This window comes from Jejuia spongiicola (assembly GCF_023502325.1).
Classification (GTDB): Bacteria; Bacteroidota; Bacteroidia; order Flavobacteriales; family Flavobacteriaceae; genus Wocania_A; species Wocania_A spongiicola.
Window position 1 is genome coordinate 278,661 of record NZ_JAMFLZ010000001.1, and the last position, 18,489, is coordinate 297,149.

The following is an 18,489-nucleotide window of genomic DNA, read 5'->3' on the forward strand; positions in this document are numbered from 1 at the left end:
GAACATAAATTGAAAGGTTTAATATCTTAGGATAATAAAATGATATGAAAAGAATAGTAGTCATATTTCTAATAGTTTTTATGCCAATAGTAACTATGGGTCAAAGTGCAGAGCTTTCTATATTTGAAAATTTAATTGATAAAACATGGAAAGCTGATGGCAATTGGGGAGATGGGAGTAAATTTATTCAAGAAATCACTTTTAAATATGACCTAGAGAAAACCATTATTATAGCAGATTCAAAAGGATTTATTGATAAAGAGCAAACTCAAATAGGTGATAGAAATATGGGAATTAGAAAATTTGATGCAGCTTCTAAAACCATAAAGTTTTGGGAATTTGATGTTTTTGGCGGAGTAACAGAAGGTACGGTACTTGCAGAAGGAAAAAATATTATTTATCAATATCAGTATGGAACATCTGTAGTTACAGATATGTGGGAATATGTTAATGACAATACCTATAATTTTAAAGTAGGGACTTATGAAAAAGGGGTGTGGAAACAAGTTTATTTAAGCACTCAATTTATAAGACAAACCAAAGAGTAATAATTAAAAACATGAAACATTTATTATTCATATTTATTTTAATATCGAGCATTTCTTTTGCACAAGAAAAAGAGGAGTTATTAGCATTAAAAAAAGCCAATAACTATGTGCATGAAGGAAATTCTTTAGTAAATGAAGACGACTTTGTTTCAGCAGAAATGGCATATAGAAAGGCCATATCAGAGCAACCAACAAGCGTAGCTGGAGTTTATAATTTAGGAAATTCGTATTACAAAAAAGGGAATTACGAAGAGGCTTTATATCGCCACCAACAAGCTGTAAAAAGTGCTGTGTCAAAAACCGAAAAGCATAAAGCATTTCATAATATTGGCAATATATTAATGCAAAATAAAAAGTGTAAGGAAGCTGTTGAAGCTTATAAAAGTGCTTTAAGGAATGACCCTTCTGATGATGAAACACGTTATAACCTTGGTTTAGCTAAAGTTTGTGCCGAACAACAAAAAGATCAGCAAGACCAAAATAAAGACGACGAAAACAAAGAGGATCAAGAGAAGAAAGAAAACGAGGATAAAAAAGATAAAGAAGGCGAAAACAAAGACGATAAGAAAGACGAAGGCGATAAGGATAAAAAAGAAGGAGAAGATAAAAAAGATGACGAAGGCAAGCCTAAAGATGAAAAAGAAGATAAAGGAAAGGGAGAAGATGATAAGAAAAAAGAGCAACAAAAACTTAAGCCTCAACCAGGTCAATTATCGCCTCAGCAAATAAAGAGTTTATTAGAAGCTATGAATAACCAAGAAAAAAAGGTTCAAGAGAAAATGAATGCTGAAAAGCAAAAAGGCGTAAAAATAAAAACAGAAAAAGACTGGTAAAACTTAGTTGTTGTAAATAAAAATGAAATTAAAAACCCGCATATTAATTTTAGTACTAATGTTAGGAACTAGTTTTGCCTTTTCTCAGGTAAAATTTGAAGCCAAGGTTAGTAAAAAGAAATTAGGTGTAAATGAACGTTTACGAGTTGATTTTGAAATGAATCAAGATGGGGATAATTTTAATCCACCAAGCTTTACAGGTTTTACAATTATTGGTGGACCAAATCAATCGGTAAGTAATTCATGGATTAATGGTGTTCGAACTTATAAAAAAACATATAGTTATTTTTTAGCACCAAAAAAACAAGGAAACTTTACTATTAAGCAGGCAACAATTACTATTGAAGGTGAAACCTATAAAACATTACCAACAAAAATTGTGGTTACAGCTGCAGTCGATAAACCCAAAGACCCTAATGACCCAAATTATATAGCATCAGAAAACATTCATTTAATTGCTGAAGTTTCAAAATCTAATCCGTATTTAAATGAAGCTATTACTGTGGTATACAAACTATACGTGTCACCAAATACAGGGGTTGATAATTGGCGCGAGATTGACAGTCCAAGATATAACGATTTTTGGAGTCAGAACATAGATATGAAGGGGCAAAAGGTCCAAAACGGAACATATAAAGGAGAGGATTATAGATTTTTAGTTTTACGTAAAACAGTATTATATCCTCAAAAAACAGGAAAACTAAATATAGAACCTTTAAGTTTAGATATAACAGTACAGGTACCAACAAATAGACGAGACATTTTTGGTAGTCGTTTAATGACTCGTGTTCATAAAACTGTTTCGGCAGGGAATAAAATTATTAATGTTAAAGCTTTGCCAGAAGCAGGAAAACCAATTGATTTTACAGGGGCTGTTGGTAGCTTTAAGTTTAATGTATCAACATCAAAAACAGAATTAGATGCCTCAGAATCCCTTCAAGTAAAAGTAAATGTAAGTGGAAAGGGCAATTTAAAATTATTTAAATTACCTAAAATTTCATTACCAAGCTCTTTAGAAGTGTATGAGCCAGAACATGCCGAAAATGTTAAAACAAATTTGGCGGGTATGCAAGGAAGTATTTCAGATAGCTATACCGTTGTGCCTCAGTATAAAGGCAAGTACCCAATACCAAATATTACTTTTTCTTATTTTGATTTAGAAACAGAAAGTTATAAAAGGTTGTCGTCAGATGAGATTGTAATCGATGTTTTAGATGGGCCTCTTAATAATAATGATTCAAATTCAAATGTAACTACTGCAAACTCAGGAAAACAGCGTGTAGTTTTAAACAATGATCAATTTGCATTTATAAAAACAAAAACGAATTTTACATCTACAAAGCCAACATATTTTTTTAAGACTCCATTGTTTTGGAGTGCACTATTATTACCCTTTTTAGCCATTCCATTAGCTATTGTTATTAGAAAGAAGAAAGCAACTAGAGATGCTGATGTTTATGGTAATAAAATTAGAAAAGCAGATAAATTAGCTAAGAAATATTTAGGTAATGCTAAAAAAGCATTAGGTAAAAAGGAGGCCTTTTATATAGCTCTAGAAAAAGCATTGCACAATTATTTAAAAGCCAAATTGCATATAGAAATAAGCGACTTAAGTAAAGACAAAATAATTAGCTTGCTTAAAGATAAAAAGGTTGATGATACAGCTATTACAGATTTTGTAAGTATTATTAAAAATTGTGAATTAGCACGTTATACACCTATTACAAATGTAGAAATGCAACAAGATTACGAGAAGGCAGCTAAAACTATTTCGTTAATAGATAAACAAGCACGTTAAATGAAACAAATAGTATACATTTTAACATTCTTATATAGCATTACTGCTTTTCCTCAAAATGAGGCTATTTTCGAGCAAGCAAATGCATTATATAATGAAGGGAAATATGCTGAAGCCATAGATAAATACAACCGTATTATAGAAACTAAAGTACATTCGGCAGATTTGTATTTTAATTTAGCAAATGCGCATTATAAATTAAATAACATTGCACCAAGTATTTACTTTTATGAAAAAGCATTACAATTATCACCAAATGATGATGACATAAAAAACAACATGGCATTTGCAAAAAACATGACTATAGATGCTATTGATGTTATTCCAGAAACAGGCTTTACTAAGCTTACTAAAAATATAACTAACATGATGAGTTTTGATGCTTGGTCAAAAACATCTGTTGTTTTTGTATTGTGCTTCGTTATATTATTTTTAATCTATTATTTTGCCTATTCTACAATCAATAAACGTCTTGCTTTTATAGGTAGTGTAGCAAGTTTATTGTTATTGTGTATTTCACTAAGCCTAGCATTTCACAAATTTAATATTGATAAAAATAACAAGCCCGCTATTGTTTTCGTACAAGAAAGTAAAGTAAAGAGTGAACCAAACTCAAGAAGCGATGAGTCTTTTAGGTTACATGAAGGTACCAAGGTTCAAGTTTTAGACACTGTGAACAATTGGAAAAAAATAAAGTTATCAGATGGGAAAACAGGTTGGGTGAATTCTGAAGATATTAAAATGTTAAGCAATTTTTATTAAACAAAATAAATTTTAAATACTATATTTACAATTGGTAAAATTCAAAATTATATGCTAAAAAACATAGCTTCTATTTTTTTTTCAGTAGTCTTTTTACTGTTTACAGTAGCTCCAACTATTATTTATATGGTTGATGATTCTATTGATGTTTCTGTGTTTTATTCTTCTTCTGAAGAGGAAGAAAAAGGGCATGAAAAAAACAAAGACACAGAAGTTTTATTTTCAGAAAGTATTGACAATGATTTTGTTTTTGATTCAAAAAAGACCAATAATAATTTAGGGTATTGTTACAAAAAATATCCTAAAACGCATTTAAACCTTATCTCTCCCCCTCCAGAATTACACATATTATAATATTTCAGGTTTTAACCTTTTTAAAAAGGTAATTTAATTAGTCAAAAACTTTTAGTTTAAAATTTAAGCAAAACTAAAAGCAACTTTTAATTTAGAATATGTTTAAAACTATTAAAAATGACTTGCCAGCAAGTATAGTCGTATTTTTTGTAGCACTACCATTATGTTTAGGTATTGCTTTAGCAAGTGGGGCACCACTTTTTTCAGGATTAATTGCAGGAATTATTGGAGGTATTGTTGTAGGGTTATTAAGTGGCTCTAAAATTGGGGTGAGCGGCCCCGCAGCTGGATTAGCAGCTATAGTATTAACCGCTATAGGAACTTTGGGAGGGTATGAAAACTTTTTACTAGCCGTTGTTATAGGTGGCATTATTCAAATTTTATTTGGAGCCCTTAAAGCAGGAATTATTGGGTATTATTTCCCGTCATCAGTAATTAAAGGGATGCTAACTGGTATTGGAATTATTATTATTTTAAAACAGATACCACACTTTTTTGGTTATGACAAAGCGTTCACATTATTTAAAGTGAATGGAGAAACCACTCTAACACAGATATTCAATATTTTCGATCATATTCAAGTTGGGTCAACTATTATAGGCTTTTTGGGGTTAGCTATTTTATTACTTTGGGATAAAGTACTATCAAAAAAAAGCAAAATATTTCAGATAGTTCAAGGGCCTTTGGTTGCTGTTGCTGTTGGAATTATTTTTTATGTTATAACACAACCCTATACATCGTTAAACATTTCAGAATCACATTTAGTTAATGTGCCAATTCCAGATGATTTATCAACGTTTTTTGCACAATTTAGTTTTCCTAATTTTGGTGCTATATCTAATCCTGATATTTGGATTGTAGCATTTACGATTGCTTTGGTAGCAAGCTTAGAAACCCTTTTGTGCGTGGAAGCTACAGACAAATTAGACCCAAATAAAAATGTTACACCAACAAACAGGGAATTGTTTGCCCAAGGAACAGGTAACATTATATCTGGTTTAATTGGTGGTTTGCCAATAACACAAGTTATTGTTCGTAGTTCTGCAAACATTCAATCTGGCGGAAAAAGTAAGCTATCAGCAATCATTCACGGGTTTTTATTGATAATTTCTGTAGTTCTAATACCTAGGCTATTAAATATGATTCCGCTATCTGTTTTAGCCGCTATTTTATTAATTGTAGGTTACAAATTGGCAAAACCTAAGCTGTTTAAAAAAATGTATCAAATGGGATGGAAACAGTGGATACCCTTTAATGTTACTGTTTTTGGAATTGTTTTTATCGATTTATTGTATGGTATCGGTTTAGGGCTTGCAGTAGGTATTATAGTTATTCTTATTAAAAGTTACCAAAATTCACACTTTTTACATATTGAAGATAAAAGCAATGGCAAGCAAAAGCTAAAAATGACCTTAGCAGAAGAGGTAACGTTTTTTAACAAAGGAGCTATTTTAAAGGAATTAGATAGACTTCCTGAAAACTCATTTTTAGAGCTAGATGTTAGAAAAACGAGGTTTTTAGATAATGATATTGTTGAAATTCTTGAAGATTTTGCCCATAAAGCAAAAACAAGGCATATTGATATAAAACTGATTTCTGAACGTGGTATTGTTGAAAATCCAGATAGTTATATTGAATTTTTTAAACTAAGACCAAAAACGGCATAAAATGAGAGAAATTAATATGAAAAAGAGAATAGCTTTCGCAGCATTAATTATTGCATTAATGCTGCCTAAGCTTGCTGAAAGTCAGGATAGCGATTTTGGTAATTGGCTTATTTATATAGGTAATAAAAAATTAAATAGTAAGTGGAATATCCATAATGAAATTCAGTATAGAAATTACAATGCTATTGGCGATTTGGAGCAACTTTTATTAAGAACAGGCTTAGGCTATACCTTTAACGAAAACAAAAACAACATATTACTAGGATATGGTTATATTCTTTCTGAAAACTATGTTGGTAATTCAGACAATAAAGTTTCGGTTAACGAACACAGGATTTTTCAACAGTTTACATCAAAACAAAAAGTAGGCTCGGTTAAACTTAGTCATCGATATAGGTTTGAACAGCGATTTGTAGAATCAGATTTTAAAATGCGTTTCAGGTATTTTTTAGGATTAAACATTCCATTAAATAAGAAAGGAAAAGAATTAAGTAAATATTACCTTTCTGCCTATAATGAGATCTTTTTAAACACTAAAACATCTATTTTTGATAGAAATAGGGTTTATGCTGGTGTTGGATATAATATAAGTAATAAATTAAGATTAGAAGCGGGTTATATGAATCAGTTTTTCGAAACATCAAGCAGAGATCAATTTAATATAATTACGTTTTTTACTTTTTAAGAAAAAACAAAGTTTAACTAAAATTTCAAAATAATGAAGAATCTATTTTCGAACATAAAAGGAGATGCTTTTGGTGGAATTACCGCAGGAATTGTGGCACTACCATTAGCATTAGCCTTTGGAGTTTCCTCTGGTTTAGGGCCAACGGCAGGATTATATGGGGCTATTTTTATTAGCTTTTTTGCGGCTCTTTTTGGAGGCACAAACACACAAATTTCTGGACCAACCGCACCTATGACAGCCGTTAGTATGGTTGTAATTGCTGGAATTATTGCAGCTAACGATGGAGATGTTACAAAAGCGTTACCAATAATCTTAACGGTGTTTTTATTGGCAGGATTAATGCAAATAGGCTTGGGAGCTTTAGGCTTAGGAAAGTATATAAGGTACATTCCTTACCCAGTAGTTTCTGGTTTTATGACGGCTATTGGGGTTATTATTTTATTAACCCAAATTCTTCCGTCTTTAGGGTATTATCCAAAAGAGGATATGGAATATGTAAACCAATTTAAACCTCAAGCAGAAGAAGTTATTTTAGAAAACATCCTGAAAGACGAAGCAGGTGAAGGTATTTTGGTTCTTGAAGATTTTAGAGAAACTATTTCTAGGGCAGGAGAAATTTCACAAGAAGCTATTTTAAAAGAATCTCAAACTTTAGCAGCCAAAGAAGCATCAGGTGCTTTAGGAGCAGTTAAAGTCTTTTCAAGAGCTATCCAAAACATAAATTGGTTAGAACTTATATTAGCACTAGGAACCATTTTTATAATCTATGGCTTTAAACGTATTACCAAAGCAGTTCCGAGTACTCTAGTAGCATTAATAGTAATGTCTGGTATTGCCGTAGGTTTTGGTTTAGACTATAGACCTATTGAAGAAATACCAAGTGGGTTACCAATACCTAATCTCGAGATTTTTACACAGTTTTCTTTAAGTAGTATAACGCCTTATATTTTTACAGCACTCACATTATCTTTACTAGGTGCAATAGATTCATTATTAACAAGTGTAGTGGCAGATAATATGACAAAAACCAAACACAAACCAAATAAAGAATTGGTCGGTCAAGGTATTGGTAATAGTATAGCTGCTGTCTTTGGTGGAATACCTGGTGCAGGAGCAACCATCAGAACTGTTGTAAACATTACATCAGGTGGTAAAACTAAATTATCAGGAATGATAGCTGGTGTTCTTTTATTAATCATATTATTGGCTTTAGGTCCAGTTGCGTCACAAATTCCTGCAGCAGTTTTAGCTGGGATATTGATTACAGTTGGTATTGGAGTTATGGATTATAAAGGATTAAAAGCAATTCCAAGTTTACCAAGAGATATAAAATTAGGGCCATTTAAATTAAGTTCAGAAGTATTAATAATGCTTATTGTATTATTATTATCTACGTTCTGGGATTTAATTTATGCCGTAGGAATTGGTTTGGTAATAGCGTCGTTAATGTTCATGAAAAAAATAGGTGACTTAACTGCAGAACGAAGTGATGTTGAATCATTAAAAGAAAAGGCTTGGGCTGATGAGGTTGACTTCCCAGATAACTTAAAAGAAAAAGTGTTTATTAAACATATAAAAGGACCTTTGTTTTTTGGTTCAACTAGTGATTTTCAAGCGCTATCTCAACAAATTCCAGATACAGCCAATACTGTAATTATTAGACTAGGAAGAATGCAATACATGGATCAATCTGGGCTATACGCTATGGAAGATATCCTGCAGGAATTAGGAAAGAAAAACATTGAAGTTCTTTTTGTTGGTTTATTAAAACAGCCTAGGTATATGATGGAACGTATTGATATTGTACCAGATTTAATTCCAAAAGAGCATATATTTGATAACTTTAAAGAATGTTTAGCTTGGATAAAGCATAATATAAATGGAGATAAGTAATTATCAATTGTTTAAAAATAAGTAGAATTTAAAAAATAAAAAGATGAAAAATATAGCATTAAATAAAGAAGCACAAATGGCATTAACTCCAAATAGTGTTTTAGAAGATTTGTTAGAAGGAAACAATAGATTTGTAAATAATACTACACAATCCGTTGATAATAGCGCATTAGTAAACCAGACTACAGGAGGACAATTTCCTAAAGCCGTAGTTTTATCTTGTATTGATTCGAGAGTTCCTGTTGAGACTGTTTTAGATCAAGCTATTGGCGATGTTTTTGTTGCTCGAGTAGCGGGGAATTTTGAGAACGTAGATATTTTAGGAAGCTTAGAATACTCATGTAATGTAGCAGGAAGTAAGTTGATTCTTGTCTTAGGCCATGAAGCTTGCGGTGCAGTAAAAGCAGCTTGCGATGGTGTTGAACTAGGAAATATTACTGCAATGTTAGAAAACATTTTACCAGCAGTAAAGCAAAGTGCTGATGAAGTTGATGGAGAATTAAACTCATCTAATAAAACATTTGTTGCTAAAACAGTAGAAAATAATGTAAAGCTAACAATTAAGCGTATTCGCGAGAAAAGCCAAATCTTAACAGAAATGGAAGATAATGGTGAAATAGCAATTGTTGGAGGTGTTTATAATTTACATACTGGAAAAGTAGAAATGCTTTAACAAAGTAGTATTATAATAAAAATAAAAACCACTCATATGAGTGGTTTTTTTATTTTAAAACCTAAATAGGTTTAATCCAAACTAAATGCTTCCATTTTTCTTGTTCGCGTAATACCAAGGCAATATTTATGACAAATAAGCCTCCGGTTTGTATGAGTTCTGCAATTTCATCAGTTTCTAAAAAGAGATGAAATAAGAAAATATGTAATGTTATTGGTAATAAAAATATAGCACCAATAAAACCCGTTCCTTGTATAATTAAGAGTAGCCCAAATAATAACTCGCAAACTCCCAACACTTGCCAAAAATAGCCTGTCTGTTTAGTACCACTTATATAAAGTATCTTTTGTAATGTGTTTTCTTTCTCAGGAGAAGTAAACTTTTGAGCTTTTTCTACTACTTCTATAGGTTCAGGAATTGGCTTTTGAAATTTCTGAATGCCTCCATAAATCATAAACCCTCCCAAAGCAAGACGAAATATGATAAATAATACGCTAATTAACTTACTCATACTAAAAAGTTGTTACACCTGTATTAGGTTGATAAACGTAGTTAAATGTATAGTATGGGGTTGCATCAGTAAAAGCATCAGGATTAGTGGGTGCATTTTCGTAGTAGCTTAAAATTTCAACTTTTGCATAAAGCCCATTTCGTGTTTTAAATACAAATACTTTACCAGGTATTGGTGTAATTAAGTGGGTTGGTGGACCCGCATAGTTATACCATCCGTTCCCACTTCCAGTAGGAATTGCGTACCTCGTGTCAGAATCTTGTGTGAATAATGAGGTATTAACATTTGTTACAGATGCCATAGTTCCGTTTGCAATATAAACAGCCGCTTCTCCTGTTCGATTAGGTTCATCAGTTGTCCCTAATGTGGTTCCACCATTCACAATAATTGATGTTCCTCTAAAAGCAATATCCCAGTCTGTATCACTTGTTGTTGTTTTGCCAGTTTCAAAATTAAACTTTGCAAATTGTCCAGAAACGGGTTGACCTTGACCACCAGTTTGTGGAGCATGTAGGTTTGATACTGTTTCAGAAGCTACCTCCAATAGAGGTGCTGAATTATCATCATCACTACTACAAGAAGTAAAACCTATAAATAGTGCTACTATGGCTAATAATTGAATTGTTTTGATTGTTTTACTCATTTTGTTAATTGTTTTTAATTTGTTTACGTGAATCTGTGATTTCATTTTGTTTATTTATTAAAATTGAATGTTAAGTTTTCCGTATATAATTCGACCAGCGATATTGCTAATGTTTTGTGAGTCAGTAAAATTGAATAGGTTGTCAACCCCGAAGCTTAATAGATAATTTTTATAAAAGGTTTTATTAATGGCAAAATCAATAATAGTATAGCCATCAACAAAGTCATCATAAGTATCTAAATAATTATTTCCGTTACTATCTAATAAGCCATATTTACTTCGATATGTCCCTCTAATATTTGTATCCATATCCCACTTAGGAATGGTATAGAATAACTTTAGGTTTGCCATGTGACGAGACCTATTAAACAAGCCGAAATAATCTTCTTTTTTCAGTTGAAACGAAGGAGAGCTTGGGTTTTCTCTTGCAAACACATCTCCATTTTCAAAAGCATTTTCTGCAGTTGCATCTTTTGCAAATAATAGTTGATAACCACCAGATATTTTAAGTTGATTTATAGGTTTCCAAATAGTATTAAATTCTAACCCTTGTGTATAAACTTTATTGACATTATAATAGCTAAATACGTTTTGACCATTGGTTTTATTAGCCACAATTCTGGTATCGATTAAATCTCTAATATTATTTCTAAAGAGGTTTAAATCTAGTTTTAAGACAGGTGAAAATTTATAATCAAACCCAATATTGATACTAATAGAGTTTTCTGGGTTTAATTCCTGCTGAAACTCTGATACCGGGATAATAATATTCGCTATCTGCCCTTGTGCTTCTAACTCTGGAATAGCTGTAGAAACTGCATTATATCCTAAAACTGTATAACCAACTGTAGCATTTGTAAAATCGAAATATAACTGTCTAAAATCGGGTGCTTTAAAACCATAGCCTACAGAGCTTTTTATATTAAGTTTATCATTCAATTTATACCGAATAGCTACTTTTGGGCTAAACTGAGATTTATACTTATTATGGCTATCAAAACGTGCTCCAATAATTACATTAAGTTTTTCTGCTAGATTTCCATCATATTGAAGATAGAGGTAAGGCGAATTAAACTCTGGTTGAATAGTAAAATCTGTTCTATCTAAAGTTTCATGGTTAAACCCTAGCCCTCCAATAAAGGCACTTTTATCATCAGGATTATAAGTTGCTCGAATTTCTGGGCGAATCAATAATTGATTATAATAACTACTGCTAAATCGAGAATTATTTTCATCATCTAAATAATCCTTTGCTTTATATCTAGTGGCATAAAATTCAAAATAACTACTCCATTTTTCAGAATATTTATGACTCAACTTTAAATGGGAATTCCATTCATTAATAGTGCTTTCACCTTTTAAAGTTGATGAAGCAATATAATCTTGATTTTGAGTGTAATATTTCCCTGAAGCAAAGAGCTGTGTTGCTTCAGAAAAATCATAAACAACTTTTGTATTAAAGGTATAATTACTAAAAAGGTCAACTGTTTTTAAGTCATCGGCTTTATTTAAATCATACCCATCACTACTATACCTATTCAAAAAAGTAGTAACCCCCAGTTTTTTCTTTTTATAATTAATAGTAGTGCTTAAATCTGATGTATTGAATGCTCCTATTCTAAAATTTGTGTTTCCATTAAAACCATATTTTGGTGTTTCTGTAATAATATTTATAACACCACCAAGCGCTTCACTACCGTATAGACTTGAAGAAGCTCCTTTAACGACTTCAATTTGTTTAATGTTTCCAACAGTTATTCTACTAATGTCTAATGTCCCAGCCGAACGACCAACAAGGGGAACACCATCTACAAGAATTAAGGTGTATTGTGAATCGAATCCTTGCAATTGAATGCCTTCTCCGCCACCAAAATCGGGTATAGTAATTAACCCAGTTTGTTCATTAAGAATATCGTTTAACCTAATTGAATTTGAGCGTTCAATATCCTTTTTAGATATAATTTGAGCTGGTAATGGTAAAGATGATAATTGCCTTATGGTTCTAGTTGCTGTTATAATTACCTCATCTAAATTTTCTGTTTTGCTCGAATCCGTTGCTATCACTTTAGTTTCTTGTGAAAATGAATGGCTAACAAAAAAAAGTGAAAAATAAATGCTAAAATATTTTTTATTTAGAATCATTCTTAATTAAATTTGTCGCAAATATATAAGTTATTTTAATTCAGTCTAAATAAGAATAACAAATTTTTTAATTTTTTTTAATCACGAACAACAAACCTTTAAAAATGAAACGATTAACACTTTTACCATTATTAATTTTAACATTTTCAGTTATAGGAAATGCTCAAAACAAGAAAGAACAAGATCAAAATGCCATAAAAGATATGTGTGGCTGTTATGAAATTAAGTTTAAATATGCTGAAACATTTTCTCCAGATATAGCCTATGAAAAAGCTTATGATTACAGGGCTTCTGCTTTAGAATGGGCAGAATTAGTAACAGATAAAGATGATAAAATAACTATTCAGCATTTACTAGTAGTTAACGATACAATGGTTATTAAGCATTGGAGACAAGATTGGGAGTTTCAAAACCAAAATATTTTTAACTACGAAGCAAAAAACACATGGAGTGTGAATGAACTTCCTGAAGAAAAAGTAAGAGGTCAATGGGTACAAAAAGTATATCAAGTAGACGATAGTCCACGGTATTCAGGCTCTGCAACCTGGGTTCATGTAGATGAGAAACATTCTTGGGAAAATAAAACAGATGCACCACTACCTAGAAGAGAATATTCAAAAAGAAGCGATTATAATATTATGTCGAGAGGGAATACAGTAAAGCTTACAGATTACGGATGGTTACATGAGCAGGACAATGATAAAATCATAAGAGAAACTGGCAAAAAAGATGAGCTTTTAGTACAAGAAAAGGGATATAATATTTATAAGAAAGTAGCAGACGAAAAATGTAAACTTGCTAAAGATTGGTGGAGAGAAAATGATAAAGTTTGGAAAAAAATTAGAAAGGAATGGGATAAAGTTTTTGCTGAAAACAAAGCAATAAAACTTAAAGAAAAAGTAGATGGGAAAAGATTGTATCAACATTTGTTTGCCTTAAACAATAAAGCCGGTAGCAAAGACATTAGAACAATTATCAATAAATTTTTGAATTAGTTTAATTAATCTTATAACAGCATATTTTTAAATTATGGAAGATATATATACCATTTATTATAACAGTTTTGGGATAGCTTTTCAATGGAAAAGATGTGCTGTTAAAGATTTAAAAAAAATCCAACTTGTTTTTAGAAATACTGGATTGTTCTTAACCCCAAATGAATTAATTCAGTTTTCTAAAAACATAAAAAAGTCATTAAATCAATCTTTAAAATGTGATGAATGCAGCAATCAAAATTCGTGTAAATCTATATTGTTAGAAGCCCCAAATACACAAACAAGCTTTGCAATGAATTATAGCGAATTAAAAGAAATGGACGATTTAGTTAGCGGAACATGTTTTCAGCTTAATTTAAATGAACTGCTAGAAAAGCTTATTACTTCTTAAGTATCATTGTTTTCAGAGGTGGTGCTTTCTTCCTTAGGAGCTAATATATTTGGAAAAATTGTAGGGATTAAAGATTTTACAGGCTTATAAAGTACAGTATCATCTATATTCTCTTCATCAACAAACGTAATCGTGCTGTTTATTTTGTCAAAAATATTTAAAACTACACTTAAGATAAGAGCAATTTTTAAAGCACCAAAAACACCTCCTAAAAATTTATTTATAATGCCAAGTGCAGCAAAATTAGCAAGCTTGGTTAATGCTTTTCCAGCAAGAGCAATAGCTAAAACAATAATTACAAAAGTAATAGCAAAGGCTGTAATATTAATAGTTTTCTCATTCCAGTCCACTTTACTTTGCAAAAAATCTGAAGCAAAATTACTAAAGTGTATAGCACCATAAACACCAGCAACTAAAGCAACTAAAGAAGCTACTTCAACAAAAAGGCCTTTCATAAACCCTCGAACAAGTCCAAATAAAATTAAAGCACCTAAAACAATATCTATAACACTCATAACTAAACAATTTAAACAAATATAAAATAATAGTCACACTTAGGTTTATTAACTTTGCAACTTTAAAATTATTATGTCAAGAGACGAACAATTAAAAGAAAGATGGGATTTGGTCGTAAAAAAATTATCGAATCAATTTGCCGATGGAGACATTTTAGACCTCGACGCTATTATTTATCTTATAGGTGTTCAAGAACTAGGACAATTAAACAGAACCTATAAAAAAGACCAAAAACTAGATTTAATGCACATTGCCATATGCAAACTGCTTATTCCTTACGGGTATTACGAGCTCGATTTTGTAGATGACGAAGGTTGGCCACACTATAAAGCATTAGAAACTTTACCACATCTAAAGGCAGGAGAACAGAGTGTTTTAATGAAAGAAGCCATTGTAAACTATTTTATAGAAACCGAGTTTATAGTGTAAATAATTTGGGCGTTACTTTTTGATAAAAACAAAAAGTCAGGCTTTCCGTTATATCTTTTACAAAAAAGCAAAAGGATGCCACTACAATCCTTAACGCAAATCCCGATAAATTGATTAAATTTGCATTCATTTTTTAAATGACGTTATGATAGATAAGATAAAAGAACTTATAGCTGAAGCAGAAACTTTTAAAGCACAAACAAAAGACGAAGTAGAAGCTTTTCGTATAAAGTATCTAGGTTCAAAAGGATTATTAAGGGAATTTTACGGCGAACTTAAAAATGTAGCAAACGATCAGAAAAAAGAATTTGGTCAAACCATAAATAAGCTTAAAAAAACAGCCGAAGATAAAGTAAACACTTTAAAGGAAGAGTTAGAAAGCAACGAAGAAGATAAAGGTGTTTTTGGAGATTTATCGCGCCCAGGCGAGCCTATCCAAATTGGAGCACGCCATCCTATTTCAATAGTAAAAAATCAGATTATAGATATTTTTTCAGGCATTGGTTTTAATGTAAGCGAAGGCCCAGAAATAGAAGATGACTGGCATAATTTTACCGCTTTAAACTTGCCAGAATATCATCCGGCACGCGATATGCAGGATACTTTTTTTATTCAAACTGACCCAGATATTTTACTGCGCACCCATACAAGTTCTGTGCAAGTACGCTATATGGAAAACAACAAACCGCCTATTCGTACAATTTCACCAGGACGTGTGTATCGTAACGAAGCTATTTCGGCGCGTTCGCACTGTTTTTTCCATCAAGTTGAAGGTTTGTATATAGATAAGGATGTAAGTTTTGCTGACTTAAAGCAAACGCTACAATATTTTACAACCGAAATGTTTGGGAAAAGTAAAATACGTTTACGCCCATCGTACTTCCCGTTTACAGAACCTAGTGCAGAGGTTGATGTTTACTGGGGATTGGAAACTGAGGTAGATTACCGTATTACCAAAGGTACAGGTTGGTTAGAAATTATGGGTTGTGGTATGGTAGACCCAAATGTATTAGAAAACTGTGGTATAGATTCTAAAGAATACTCAGGTTTTGCATTTGGTATGGGAATAGACCGCATTGCTATGTTACTACATCAAATAGGTGATATTCGTTTGTTAAGTGAAAACGACGTACGTTTTTTAGAGCAGTTTAAAAGTGCGCTGTAAATCATAAAATCATAAAAAAAGCGTTATTCAAAAAATAACGCTTTTTTTTCACTAGAATTAGTCTTTGAGCGTCTCTTCAAACAATTTGTAAATACGTCTATATTCATCAGACCAACTTGAGCTTTCAACAAAGCCATGACCTTCTAACGGGAATACAGCAAGTTCCCAGTTTTCTTTTTTAAGTTCAATTAAGCGCTGAGACAAACGTACTACGTCCTGAAAATGGACATTAGTATCTATCATTCCGTGTAACATAAGTAAATGCCCTTTTAATCCTTCAGCAAAATATATAGGAGAACTTTGTTTGTATGCTTTTGGGTCTTCAAAAGGTGTATTTAAAATATTGGCAGTATAACCATGATTGTAATGAGCCCAATCTGTTACAGACCGTAACGCTGCACCGCTTTTAAAAGTGTCGGGAGATTTAAACATAGCCATTAGCGTAATAAAGCCACCATAAGAGCCGCCATAAATACCAAGTCTGTCTTTATCTATATTATGGTTTTCAATTAAGTATTTCGCTCCATCTATTTGGTCATTCAAATCTTTTCCGCCCATATGCCTGTAAATAGCGGTTCGCCAATCACGTCCGTAACCAGCACTAGCTCTAAAGTCTATTGCCAAAACAGTATAGCCATTATCAACTAAAAAATTATGAAACATGTATTCACGAAAATATGATGGCCACCAGCGATGTACATTTTGTAAATAACCTGCTCCATGAACAAATACAACTGCTGCCCCATTTTTCTTTTCAGAGATGGGTTTATATAGTGTAGCGGGAACATTAGCACCATCTCTTGCTGTAAAGTTTATTATTTCAGAATCCATCCACTTATAAGCTTTAAAAGCTTCGGTAGTAGATGTTGTTAGTTGTACTAGGTTTGCCTCAGCTTTGTTGGGCATGGTATATAACTCCCATGGTTTATTGGTATAAGAATATCTAACGGCAAGCTGCTTTTCATCAGGAGAAATAGTTACCTGATGGCCTCCTTTTAAAGACGTGATTTTAGTCAATTTTCCACCCTTAGCAGGCAAATGATAGAAATGCTGTTCATGCGGGCTCACTTTGTTGCTGGTTAGGTAAAATGTTTTTTTATCCCTTGATAAACTTGTGTCTAATATTTCAAAATTACCTTTGGTTAAGGCTTTAATTTTACCAGTGTTAACATTGGCAGTATACAAATGGGCATATCCTGTTTTTTCAGATTTAAACCAAATATTATTATCGTCTAGCCACCCAATAGTACCTCTTGAAAACCAACCTATTCCAGAACCACCAATCCAAGCATCATCATGTTGCCTATCTATTAGTTTTAAACTTCCATCTGAGAGATTTACAGTCATAATCCATCTGTCTTTATAGTCAGTAGAGGTTATGTTTACAACTGCTTTACCATCATTTGAAAATATTGGAGCACCAACACTTACAGGTCTTGCGGTATTATAAGTGTCATTATATTCTGATTGATTTTCGGCATACTCTTTTAAAAATTTAGATTTATCAAAAACACCTTCAATAGAATCTGTTTTAATTTGATAGGTGTCGCCAGTTTTTAAATTCAAAATCCAAGATTCAGATGAGTATTGTGGGCTTCCTACTTTTGATCTTGCGTTTAAATCTGTTGTGTAACCACTCTCGGTAGTATAGTCTGGAACAATAGTGTTTTTGCTATTTGGAGGAGTAAATAGACGATATACTACATAGTTTAAATCAGGAGAAATGCTTCCTCCGAAAAATTGTTTATCATTATAATAAATTGTTTTAGGGCGCTCAAATTCCAATTGCTTTTGTCTGTACTCTTGAGCTTCATCTTCATTTTTACGTTTTTCTAGAATGTTAAAGTACTTTAATTGATCATCAATTAACCATTGTTCTTGATTACTAACCTTGGGTTCAGACTTTTTATTCCCACTTTTAAAATTGGTAAGCTGTTTAGTAGTTCCGCTTTCAATATCCCACTTATAGAAATTATTCTCTTGTTGATAAATGATGGATTTTTCATCACCAGAAAATTGAGGGTTTGATTCTCTAGTAATAGTATTTGTAATACGTTTAGTAGAATAGTTTGTAGTATTCATTAAAAATAAATCGCCTCCTTTATCATATACTTTCCACTTAAAATCTTCGGAATAATCTCCATTATTAGATCTTTTTTTAAGTTCATTAAAAGAAGGTTTGCTAATCTTTTTCGAATTGATGTTTACTTTATATGTAGACCGAATCGTATCATTATTGGGGTTCCAACTAAAATAAATGTCTTTACTGTTTTCTGACCAATTAATGTTGGTTGGTAAGTAGCCTACAAAACCCTCACCCTGCATAATCTGGTCAATAGTAAGTTGCGATTGATTGTTAGTTTGGGCAATACCTAATGAAGCTGTTAAGCATAGTGCCCATAAAATTGATTGTTTCATCTAAATTTGTTTTTGAAAGCGCAAATGATTTATTTTTGCATCTAATTTAGAGCTTTTCAACAT

At 31.8% G+C, this 18,489-nt stretch carries 18 protein-coding genes; 13 read left to right on the top strand and 5 right to left on the bottom strand.

Translation table 11 applies throughout. The features are described 5' to 3' along the window. Nucleotides 1–44 precede the first annotated feature (44 nt). The 9 genes from M3P09_RS01275 to M3P09_RS01315 all read left to right on the top strand — a co-directional run bounded on the left by M3P09_RS01275 (nt 45) and on the right by M3P09_RS01315 (nt 9,216). Nucleotides 45–548, top strand: a complete 504-nt coding sequence (locus tag M3P09_RS01275; protein ID WP_249971735.1) for a hypothetical protein — start codon at nt 45–47, stop codon at nt 546–548. A gap of 11 nt (nt 549–559) precedes the next feature. Next, nucleotides 560–1,381, top strand: coding sequence for a tetratricopeptide repeat protein (locus tag M3P09_RS01280; RefSeq protein WP_249971736.1), 822 nt, complete (start codon nt 560–562; stop codon nt 1,379–1,381). 22 nt (nt 1,382–1,403) lie between these two features. Next, nucleotides 1,404–3,179 carry a BatD family protein gene (locus tag M3P09_RS01285; RefSeq protein WP_249971737.1) on the top strand — a complete coding sequence of 592 codons (1,776 nt, stop codon included), beginning with the start codon at nt 1,404–1,406 and terminating at the stop codon, nt 3,177–3,179. Then, complete coding sequence (locus tag M3P09_RS01290; protein ID WP_249971738.1) at nt 3,180–3,941, top strand: tetratricopeptide repeat protein; 762 nt, start codon at nt 3,180–3,182, stop codon at nt 3,939–3,941. It abuts the gene before it with no gap. Nucleotides 3,942–3,992: 51 nt separating this feature from the next. Next, nucleotides 3,993–4,295, top strand: coding sequence for a hypothetical protein (locus M3P09_RS01295; RefSeq protein WP_249971739.1), 303 nt, complete (start codon nt 3,993–3,995; stop codon nt 4,293–4,295). 98 nt (nt 4,296–4,393) lie between these two features. Further along, entirely contained in the window at nt 4,394–5,962 is a 1,569-nt protein-coding gene (locus M3P09_RS01300; RefSeq protein ID WP_099565009.1) for a SulP family inorganic anion transporter, read from the top strand. Nucleotide 5,963: 1 nt separating this feature from the next. After that, complete coding sequence (locus M3P09_RS01305) at nt 5,964–6,647, top strand: DUF2490 domain-containing protein (protein WP_249971740.1); 684 nt, start codon at nt 5,964–5,966, stop codon at nt 6,645–6,647. A gap of 33 nt (nt 6,648–6,680) precedes the next feature. After that, a complete protein-coding gene (locus tag M3P09_RS01310; RefSeq protein ID WP_099565007.1) occupies nt 6,681–8,543 on the top strand; it encodes a SulP family inorganic anion transporter in 1,863 nt (620 codons plus the stop codon). Between the two features lie 43 nt (nt 8,544–8,586). Beyond that, on the top strand, nt 8,587–9,216 hold the full coding sequence (locus M3P09_RS01315; RefSeq protein WP_099565006.1) for a carbonic anhydrase family protein: 630 nt from the start codon (nt 8,587–8,589) through the stop codon (nt 9,214–9,216). A 61-nt stretch (nt 9,217–9,277) separates the two neighbouring features. Here the strand turns inward: M3P09_RS01315 and M3P09_RS01320 are convergent, their stop codons facing one another. The 3 genes from M3P09_RS01320 to M3P09_RS01330 are packed head-to-tail and all read right to left on the bottom strand — an operon-like array spanning nt 9,278 to nt 12,434. Next, nucleotides 9,278–9,727, bottom strand: a complete 450-nt coding sequence (locus tag M3P09_RS01320; RefSeq protein WP_249971741.1) for a DoxX family membrane protein — start codon at nt 9,725–9,727, stop codon at nt 9,278–9,280. Nucleotide 9,728: 1 nt separating this feature from the next. Beyond that, the gene (locus tag M3P09_RS01325) at nt 9,729–10,370 is read right to left on the bottom strand and encodes an HmuY family protein (protein ID WP_249971742.1); all 642 of its coding nucleotides are present in this window, start codon (nt 10,368–10,370) and stop codon (nt 9,729–9,731) included. A 57-nt stretch (nt 10,371–10,427) separates the two neighbouring features. Then, nucleotides 10,428–12,434, bottom strand: a complete 2,007-nt coding sequence (locus M3P09_RS01330; protein ID WP_249971743.1) for a TonB-dependent receptor plug domain-containing protein — start codon at nt 12,432–12,434, stop codon at nt 10,428–10,430. 182 nt (nt 12,435–12,616) lie between these two features. On the opposite strand from M3P09_RS01330, the gene M3P09_RS01335 reads away from it, so the two are divergent. Beyond that, a complete protein-coding gene (locus M3P09_RS01335) occupies nt 12,617–13,507 on the top strand; it encodes a DUF6607 family protein (protein ID WP_249971744.1) in 891 nt (296 codons plus the stop codon). 34 nt (nt 13,508–13,541) lie between these two features. Further along, on the top strand, nt 13,542–13,898 hold the full coding sequence (locus tag M3P09_RS01340) for a DUF6686 family protein (RefSeq protein ID WP_099565002.1): 357 nt from the start codon (nt 13,542–13,544) through the stop codon (nt 13,896–13,898). On the opposite strand, the gene M3P09_RS01345 is transcribed toward M3P09_RS01340, so the two are convergent. Next, nucleotides 13,895–14,413, bottom strand: coding sequence for a CvpA family protein (locus tag M3P09_RS01345; RefSeq protein ID WP_249971745.1), 519 nt, complete (start codon nt 14,411–14,413; stop codon nt 13,895–13,897). The genes M3P09_RS01340 and M3P09_RS01345 overlap by 4 nt on opposite strands. A gap of 73 nt (nt 14,414–14,486) precedes the next feature. On the opposite strand from M3P09_RS01345, the gene M3P09_RS01350 reads away from it, so the two are divergent. Together M3P09_RS01350 and pheS are read left to right on the top strand one after the other, a co-directional pair. Next, the gene (locus M3P09_RS01350; protein ID WP_249971746.1) at nt 14,487–14,843 is read left to right on the top strand and encodes a hypothetical protein; all 357 of its coding nucleotides are present in this window, start codon (nt 14,487–14,489) and stop codon (nt 14,841–14,843) included. A gap of 145 nt (nt 14,844–14,988) precedes the next feature. After that, nucleotides 14,989–16,008, top strand: a complete 1,020-nt coding sequence (pheS, locus tag M3P09_RS01355; protein ID WP_099564999.1) for a phenylalanine--tRNA ligase subunit alpha — start codon at nt 14,989–14,991, stop codon at nt 16,006–16,008. A 57-nt stretch (nt 16,009–16,065) separates the two neighbouring features. On the opposite strand, the gene M3P09_RS01360 is transcribed toward pheS, so the two are convergent. Beyond that, on the bottom strand, nt 16,066–18,426 hold the full coding sequence (locus M3P09_RS01360; protein ID WP_249971747.1) for a S9 family peptidase: 2,361 nt from the start codon (nt 18,424–18,426) through the stop codon (nt 16,066–16,068). Between the last annotated feature and the right edge of the window lie 63 nt (nt 18,427–18,489).